This window comes from Candidatus Eremiobacteraceae bacterium, from assembly GCA_035314825.1.
GTDB lineage: Bacteria > Vulcanimicrobiota > Vulcanimicrobiia > Eremiobacterales > Eremiobacteraceae > JAFAHD01.
Map to the genome: position 1 here is coordinate 22,141 of DATFYX010000081.1, position 7,634 is coordinate 29,774.

The 7,634-nt window shown below is 64.1% G+C and carries 8 protein-coding genes and 1 tRNA gene; 7 read left to right on the top strand and 2 right to left on the bottom strand.

Features of this window, described 5'->3' with window-relative positions; all coding sequences use genetic code 11:
• Positions 1-7: 7 nt before the first annotated feature.
• From VKF82_11745 to dnaB, 4 genes are all read left to right on the top strand, one after another.
• Positions 8-442, top strand: coding sequence for a single-stranded DNA-binding protein (locus VKF82_11745; protein ID HME82729.1), 435 nt, complete (start codon positions 8-10; stop codon positions 440-442).
• A 21-nt stretch (positions 443-463) separates the two neighbouring features.
• Positions 464-709, top strand: coding sequence for a 30S ribosomal protein S18 (rpsR, locus tag VKF82_11750; GenBank protein HME82730.1), 246 nt, complete (start codon positions 464-466; stop codon positions 707-709).
• Positions 710-711: 2 nt separating this feature from the next.
• Positions 712-1,158, top strand: coding sequence for a 50S ribosomal protein L9 (rplI, locus tag VKF82_11755; protein HME82731.1), 447 nt, complete (start codon positions 712-714; stop codon positions 1,156-1,158).
• Between the two features lie 174 nt (positions 1,159-1,332).
• A complete protein-coding gene (gene dnaB / locus VKF82_11760; protein ID HME82732.1) occupies positions 1,333-2,682 on the top strand; it encodes a replicative DNA helicase in 1,350 nt (449 codons plus the stop codon).
• Here the strand turns inward: dnaB and VKF82_11765 are convergent.
• Together VKF82_11765 and VKF82_11770 are read right to left on the bottom strand one after the other, a co-directional pair.
• Entirely contained in the window at positions 2,679-4,271 is a 1,593-nt protein-coding gene (locus tag VKF82_11765; protein HME82733.1) for a hypothetical protein, read from the bottom strand. The two genes, dnaB and VKF82_11765, sit on opposite strands and share 4 nt — an antisense overlap.
• A complete protein-coding gene (locus tag VKF82_11770; protein ID HME82734.1) occupies positions 4,271-5,980 on the bottom strand; it encodes a PQQ-binding-like beta-propeller repeat protein in 1,710 nt (569 codons plus the stop codon). The genes VKF82_11765 and VKF82_11770 overlap by 1 nt, the downstream gene beginning before the upstream one ends.
• An 82-nt stretch (positions 5,981-6,062) precedes the next feature.
• On the opposite strand from VKF82_11770, the gene VKF82_11775 reads away from it, so the two are divergent.
• The 3 genes from VKF82_11775 to VKF82_11785 all read left to right on the top strand — a co-directional run bounded on the left by VKF82_11775 (position 6,063) and on the right by VKF82_11785 (position 7,396).
• The gene (locus tag VKF82_11775) at positions 6,063-6,626 is read left to right on the top strand and encodes a hypothetical protein (protein HME82735.1); all 564 of its coding nucleotides are present in this window, start codon (positions 6,063-6,065) and stop codon (positions 6,624-6,626) included.
• 113 nt (positions 6,627-6,739) lie between these two features.
• A tRNA-Thr gene (locus VKF82_11780) sits at positions 6,740-6,812 on the top strand.
• 53 nt (positions 6,813-6,865) lie between these two features.
• A complete protein-coding gene (locus tag VKF82_11785; GenBank protein ID HME82736.1) occupies positions 6,866-7,396 on the top strand; it encodes a hypothetical protein in 531 nt (176 codons plus the stop codon).
• Positions 7,397-7,634: the final 238 nt, after the last annotated feature.

The window sequence follows — 7,634 nt, forward strand, 5'->3', positions numbered from 1 at the left end:
TCATATCGTGGCCGGTACCTATAATCACATCGTATTGGTCGGGCGGCTCGTCGCCGATCCCGAACTGCGCCAGACGCAAGCGGGGATTCCCGTCACGTCATTCCGCATCGCCGTCGACCGCCAACGCGGTCGCGACGGCGGGGAGAAGCAGACCGATTTCTTCGGCGTGAGCATCTGGCGCCAGCGCGCCGAGCGCGCGGCCGAGTTCTTGCAAAAAGGCCGGCTCGTGCTGATCTCAGGCCGCTGCCAGATCCGCGAGTACACCGACAAAGAGAACAACCGGCGCACCGCCGTCGAGGTGGTGGCCGATGATTTCCAGATGCTCGATTCGCGGCCCGGCGGAGCCGGCGGCGCGAGCGCCGAGCGCCCGGCACCCGCACCGGCGGGCGAACTTCCCGAATACAAATACGACGCAGAGACAGAAGAAGAGGTTCCATTCTAATCCATGCCTCCAAGAATGAAAATGAAGAAGCCGAAGAAGAAGAACGGCGTCGACCGCAAGCCGAAACGTAAAGTATGTTCGTTCTGCGTCGACAAGATCACCGAGATCGACTACAAGGACACGCCCAAGCTGCGCAAGTTCGTCTCCGAACGCGGCAAGATCGTGCCGCGCCGCATCTCAGGCACCTGCGCCAAACATCAGCGCGCGGTGACATCGGCGATCAAGCGGGCGCGCGTGATCGCGCTGCTTTCGTTCGCGGCGGAGTAGCCGTGAAAGTCATCCTGAAAAAAGACGTCAAGGGCTTAGGTGGCGCCGGAGAGATCCACGACGTCGCAGACGGCTACGGCCGCAACTTCTTGCTGCCGCGCGGCATCGCGGTCGAAGCGACGCGCGGCAACCTCGCGCAGGCCGAGGGGCAACGCGCGGCGCACACCAAGCGCGCCGCCGTGGCGTTGGCTGAAGCCAGAGAGCTTGCGAGCAAGCTCGAGAGCAAAGCGATCGTCGTCCAGGCAAAGGCCGGTGAGAGCGGCAAGCTGTTCGGCGCCGTCACCAACGCGCAAGTCGCAGAAGCCGTCTCGTCATCGCTCGGGATCGAGGTCGACCGCCACAAGATCGAGCTCGACGAGCCGATCAAGGCCGCCGGCGATCACGAGGTCATGGTCAAGCTCGTGCCGGGGGTCAGCGCGAAGCTCACCGTGCGCGTCGTCGCGGAATAGCCCGGTCGATTCGACGGTCGAATAAATTCGACCGCTACACACCATATATTGTGGCCGGGTTTCGATCTGGCCACAACTATTCACAGCATCCCCAATTTCTCTCCACCGCCGTCCACAGAATAATTTCTGACAGAGCTTGCCCCGCACCATCCGGGTGTGATGTAATGTAGCATCATGGCTTTGGCATCACCGATCGATCGCATTCCGCCGCAGAATCTCGACGCCGAACAAGCGGTGTTGGGTGCGCTGATGGTCGACCGCGAGTTGGTGCCGGTCGTCGCCGAGATCGTCCGGCGCGACGACTTCTACGCACCACACCACGCCACGCTCTACGAAGTGATCACCGCGCTGTACGAGCGCGGCGAGCCGGTCGACAAGATATCCGTCGCCGAAGAGCTGCGCCGGCGCCGTCTGCTCGACGATATCGGCGGCCTCGACTTCCTCACCCAGTTGCTCAATGCGGTTCCCACCACCGCTTCGGCCGAATACTATGCCAAGGTGGTCTCGGAAAAGGCCATCCTGCGGGCGCTCATCACCGCGGGCGGCCGTATCTCGCTAGCGGGCTTCGAACCCTCTGACGACGTGGAAGAGACGCTCGATCAATGCGAGCAGATGATCTTCCAGATCGGCAACCGCCAGCACGGCGGGTTCACGCAGGTCAAGGACCTGCTCAAGCCAGCGTTCGAGCAGATCAACAAGCTGTACCATCAGCAAGGCCAGATCACCGGCGTGCCCTCAGGCTTCAAGTCGCTCGATCAGTTCACCGCGGGCTTCCAGCCCGGCGAGCTGGTCATCATCGCAGCGCGGCCGTCGATGGGCAAGACGTCGCTGGCTTTGAACATCGCGGTCCACGCCGCGAAGCAGGCGGGGCGCGCGGTGGCGGTCTTCTCGCTCGAGATGAGCGCCAACCAGCTCATCCAGCGGCTGCTCTCGGCCGAGGCGAGGATCGATGCGCAGCGCTTGCGCACCGGCAACATCAAAGATGACGATTGGGGCAAGATTTCCGCCGCGATGGGCGAGCTAGCGGACCTGTCGATCCACATCGACGACTCCGCAGCGCTCCGAGTGAGCGAGGTCCGCTCGCGCGCCCGTCGGCTGCACGCCAAGTACGGCCTGGACCTGATCATTGTCGACTACCTGCAGCTGCTGCAGTCGAGCAACATGAAAGCGGTCAACCGCGTCGAGATCATCGACGACATCTGCCGCGGCCTCAAGACGCTGGCCAAAGAGCTCAAGCTGCCGGTCGTGGCGCTCGCACAGCTCAACCGCTCGCCCGAGATGCGCAACGACAAGCGCCCGTTGCTGTCGGACCTGCGCGAGTCCGGCGGCATCGAGCAAGAGGCCGACGTCGTCTCGTTCATCTATCGCGACGAGTACTACAACCCGCCGACGCCCGAGAATGAGAACCTCGCCGAGATCATCATCGCCAAGCAGCGCAACGGGCCGACCGGCACCGTGCTGCTACGCTTCGACAAGAAATTCACGGCCTTCTCGGACGTCGACCTCGAACGCTCGGAGTACTAGGGCGCCAGAGGGAAGGTCGTGCTTGAACAGCCCGTGCAGTGCAACACGAGCGTGAAGTTACCGCGCGGCAGATCGAAGGCGGCGACCGCGCCGGCACGCCCCGCGGCTGTGATAAGCGCCTGGGCCGAGCTCCAGCGGACTTTGGACGGGTCGCTCCAGAGCGCGATGCCGTAACGAACCGGTACCCGCGACTGGAAGACCAAGGTCAGCGCGCCGTCGTCGAACGTGGCCGCGGTCAGCGATGGCATCTCTGATGTCTGCAGCCGCGGCAAGGTGAGAAAGGTCGAATTACGAGCGGCGCGGTCGAACGGGAACACGCGCACCGCGGTGGTGCGCCCTTGGATGAAGCTCATGTCCGCCGCCCCGTCGTGATAGTCGATGGTCGCCGGATATGGGCCGCGATACGACCATGGCGCCCATGCTTCAGGGACCGCAAGACTCGGGATATATGGAAAGGCGATCGCGATCGGCCGGCCGGCAAAGCGACGCGCTTCGGTCGCAGCTTGCGCCAGCGTCACCGTCCGCATGCCGTCGGCTTTGGCCTGCGCGTAGAGCGCGTCGAGCAGCGCTGACGACGTCGCGATATCGGACCAGAAGGGCGCACTCTCCATCTGGTCGGTCTCTTGCTGGCTGACCATGACGATAGGCTGGAGCTCTCCTGCGGCTGCATAGGCGTCGACCAGCTCGCGCACGTATCGCGCGCCGGCGACGCGATCGAAACCCGCGACCTGCAGATCGTCAGGGTCGGTCGAATAGAATTCTTCGTGGTCGCTGATCGCCGTGCGGGTGAGATCGCGCGCGGTCCACTCGAGCCCGACCAGCTCGCAATCGCCACCGCTCGCCGGACGCCTGTAGGACTGCGGATCAGCGCAGTACGCGCCCCACGGCGTCCCCTCATCGTAGTCGTTGTCCAGCCCGTGCGAATTCCAGGCGATGCCCCAAAAAGCCCGATAGCCGTCCGCCATGTCGGCCGCGATGTCGCGTTCGTACCCCACCCCTTCGATCGCCACCGCAGGTTGAAACCATCGGAACCGCTGCGCGGCCAGAGCCGCGAAATGCGTCGGCGTCGGCGACGCGATCGCATGTGGGTTGTGATTGGTCGGCCGCGTCTGAAGGTCATCGCCGAAATGCCGGTGATACGAATCGTAGAGATCGCCCACGACAGCGAAGGTCTTCGGTTGGCCGGTCATCCAGGTGACCGGCACGCCATGCGCGTGTGCGAGCTCGGCGATGCGTACCATGCCGGCGCGCGACGGGATCTCATGGAACGACGTCGCCACGAACAGCGCCTTGGTCGGACCATCCGGCTTGGCCCACGCAGGCACGATCGAATCCCGCCGCGCGCTTAAACGCGAGCCTGCAGGGCATTCGCTGTACCGGATCGCCGTCGGCGGAAAGCGCCCGGGCCCGACTGCATACCAGATGAAGCCGTCGTACGAGACGCGGCAGGGTGCTGCGCCGTCCACCTGGCTGACGATCACGTCGCCTGGCGCGAGGAATGGCGGGCGCAACTCGGCCGGCCGCGGCCAGGCCACCGCCAGCAGTAGTGCCGACGCGGCGAGCACGAGCGCCGCGATGCGCGACGCCATCAGCGCGGCAGCGCGAACGCGATCACGACGTTGCGCTCGACGCCGCCGGTGAACACGTCGGCGCACAGTGCGATATACTCGCGTCCGTTCACGACATAGCGGATCGGCGGCCCGTCAAGACGGGCGTGCGCCGGCGGACCCTCGGGCTGATTGAAGATCCTCACGTAGATCGAGCGCACGAATGCACGAAAGCGTTCCACGAACGTCAAGTCGTTTTGCACCGTCGGCTCGTCGCCGAGGCCGATCTCCGTGCGCCACAAGAGATTTCCGGTGCGCGCATCGAGCGCGTAGAACACACCGTTCGGCTCGGGCACGAAGACGATGTCGCCGGCGGAGAGCGAACCGCTGATGAATCCCAGATTGAAACGCTCCCCGGGGCCGCCGGACAGGCGGCGTCGCCAGACCACTCGACCCGTGCTCGGATCGACGGCGCTGATGTCGTTGACGGAGTGGCGCACCGGGCGCGTGTGCCCCGCAAGCCACAACGTGTCCGGTGTACGAGGGGTCACCGGGCCCGGCACGTGTTCGTCCGGGCGGTCGATCGCGACCAGGAACGCCAAGCCCGAGCCCGGATCGAACGATGCCGGTCCGATCGCGCCGCCTTGGACGCCCGGCTCCATGATCTGGTCGCCGCGCGCGGCGTACATGTCGTGTTGCGGCACGATGTTGTCCGACACGCGCAGTTCGGCGCCGGTATCGCGATTGAGAACGTAGAGCCAACCCGTCTTGCCTGCCTCTCCGACTGCAGCCACGCGGTGTCCGTGGCGATCGAGCGCGTCGAACAAGAACGGCGGACTTGCGGCGTCGTAGTCCCACACGTCATGCGGCGTCTCTTGATACCACCAGCGCATCTTGCCCGTGAGCGCGTCGAGCGCGACGATCGAATTGGTGTACAGATTGTCGCCCGGCCGCGTCGATGCGTTGTAGTTGGGCGCTGGGTTGCCCGTGGAGAGATAAATCGTATCACGCTCCACGTCGAGCGCGGGCGTCATCCACACAGCGCCGCCGCCATGGCGCCACGCGTCGCGGAAACGCGGCGCATCGGCGCGCTCGCGCGCGATGTCGCGATGCAGCGAATAGCCGTGCACGCTGGCGACGTACGGACCTTCCCAGCCAGGATTGGTGGACCACCAGCGCCACAGCAGCGTTCCGTCGGCGGCGCGATACGCCGAGAACGAGCCGCGGATCCCGAAATCGCCGCCGGAACTGCCGATGAATACCATGTCGCGCCAGACTAGCGGCGCCATCGTCTCGCTGAAGCCGTCGCGCGGGTCGCCGACCTGCACCTCCCAGCGTTCGCTGCCGGATCGCTCGTCGAGCGCGATCAGTCTTCCATCAAGCGTGGCCAAGAACACGAGCCCGTCCGCGACCGCCACGCCCCGATTGGCTTTGGCGCAGCAGAACGAGTAGTGGCTGAGCGCCGGCGTGTACTCCCACTTCTTGACTCCGCTTTGCGCGTCGAGCGCGACGACGCTATTGCGCTCTCCGGTCGTCACATACATCACGCCGTGCACGACGATCGGCGACGACTCGTTCTGCCCCGCCGCCGTGCTCTGGTACTCCCACGCGCGCTGCAGCGTTGCAACGCTCCGCGCGCTGATCTGCGTCAGCGGCGTGTGGCGGGCGTTGTCGTAGGTGAAGCCGTACGTCGGCCAGTCAGCGTCGGCACTCGATACAAGAACGGCCGCAAGCAGAAGAAGCAACTTCATCAACACGAACACGCTTTGCCCGGCACGAAGAAATCACCCGCAAGAGCCGAAACGTGGGTGCGCCAACACGGGAGGGCACAGTATGTCGCTTGAGGTCTTAAGCACGGCCGCTTCTATCGGATCGTTCGTGGTCATCGCCGCGACCGCGCTGGCGGCGATCGTGCAGCTGCAACACCTGCGGACGAGCAATCAGCTCACGGGCCTGCTCAACATCCTGGGCCGCTCGGAGGATCCGCAGTTCTCGGAATGGCGCCAGGGGACCAAGAAGCTCGCGAGCCAGGGCGTTCAGGATCCGGCATTCCGCAAGAGCATCGAGGACAACACCTATAATCGCCAGGACGCGCCGTTCCTCCATCTCTATAACTGGTACGATTACGTAGGTAGTCTGGTCAAACAGCGGCTCATCCCGGCGGAAGCCATCATGGACGTGTACTCATGGGTGCTGGTCAACGACTGGAAAGACGGCGAGGATCTCATCGCCATCTCACGGCGAGTCGGGGGTTCGGGCATCTGGGAGAATTTCGAATACCTCGTCGTGCTCGCACGGGAATGGCTTGACTCGCATCAAGGCAGCGCGTATCCGAAAGGCGCTCGTCGCATCGCTCTGAAGGATCGTTGGCTGGCACAAGACCACCCAGCCGCCTAATTCCCGGCTCTTGAGCGGTATGAAAGCGCCGCGTCGGGCGACGCCGCAGTCGTCCAACCGGCAAAGGCAGGCGGGTCGCGTGGCCATTGAGAAAAAGGGCGTTCCGAATCCTTGCCGACGTAGCTCAGCCGGTAGAGCAGCGGTTTCGTAAACCGCAGGTCGTCAGTTCGAGCCTGACCGTCGGCTTTGTCGCAAACCCATAGGACAAGATGTTGATAGCCGCGTTAAGTGCATTGGTCTTGCAAGTTGCTCCGGCCCAATATGACGCGAGTTTCTCGTGCGATTGCAAACCGCAAGCCCTGCAGAGTTCCGGGACCCTCGCGACACGACCCAAGACGGGCGTCGATTTCGACTTCGACTATCCGAACAGCGGTACGGCAACCCTCGGGTTGGCGCTGCGAGGGGGCCAACAGGTCGTCGCTGACGCTCCCGGCCTGCAACCGGGGAGCAAGTGGCGGTCGTCGGTGAGCGTGCTCGTCGAAGACCAAACGTTCGCGGTTCCGGTCTCCGCGTCGGTCACCAGCGTCGCGAGCGGGGTCGCTTCCATCGAGGTCCAAGGGGAGCTCGACGATCAGCCCATGAGGCTTCAGATGGGCACCATACCGATGTCGATCACGCTCAGTCTTGTCGAGCATGTCAAGCTCGGTCAATCGGCGGGCGACTCCCTCGTGTTGATTTCGCTTGCCGAAAGCATGGTGGACCACTTCGCGCGAGATTTCAACGGCCGGCCATGGGACGCGACCGTGAAGGCCGCGCTCACGGCTAAGTAAAGTTCCAGCCTCGCTGTGACGCCGTTCACAGTCTAAACGTGCCCGCACATCTTCCCACATGATAGGCGTTCCCTCCCTAGAATAGACGATAGTTGTCAATAGAAGGGAGGCGAGCGCCGATTCCGACCAATTCCTTGGCCGCTGAGCGATCGATGCTGCTCGCCACGTTGGAGGCGACGGCCGACGGCATATTGGTCGTCGACCGCACGGGCAAGATCGCCCGTTACAACAAACGCTT

Coding starts and splice junctions, on each gene's coding strand:
- VKF82_11765 (HME82733.1), bottom strand. CDS start 4,271: ATGGCGTCGCGCATCGCGGCGCTCGTGCTCGCCGCGTCGGCACTACTG.
- dnaB (HME82732.1), top strand. CDS start 1,333: ATGGCTTTGGCATCACCGATCGATCGCATTCCGCCGCAGAATCTCGAC.
- VKF82_11775 (HME82735.1), top strand. CDS start 6,063: ATGTCGCTTGAGGTCTTAAGCACGGCCGCTTCTATCGGATCGTTCGTG.
- VKF82_11770 (HME82734.1), bottom strand. CDS start 5,980: ATGAAGTTGCTTCTTCTGCTTGCGGCCGTTCTTGTATCGAGTGCCGAC.
- rpsR (HME82730.1), top strand. CDS start 464: ATGAAGAAGCCGAAGAAGAAGAACGGCGTCGACCGCAAGCCGAAACGT.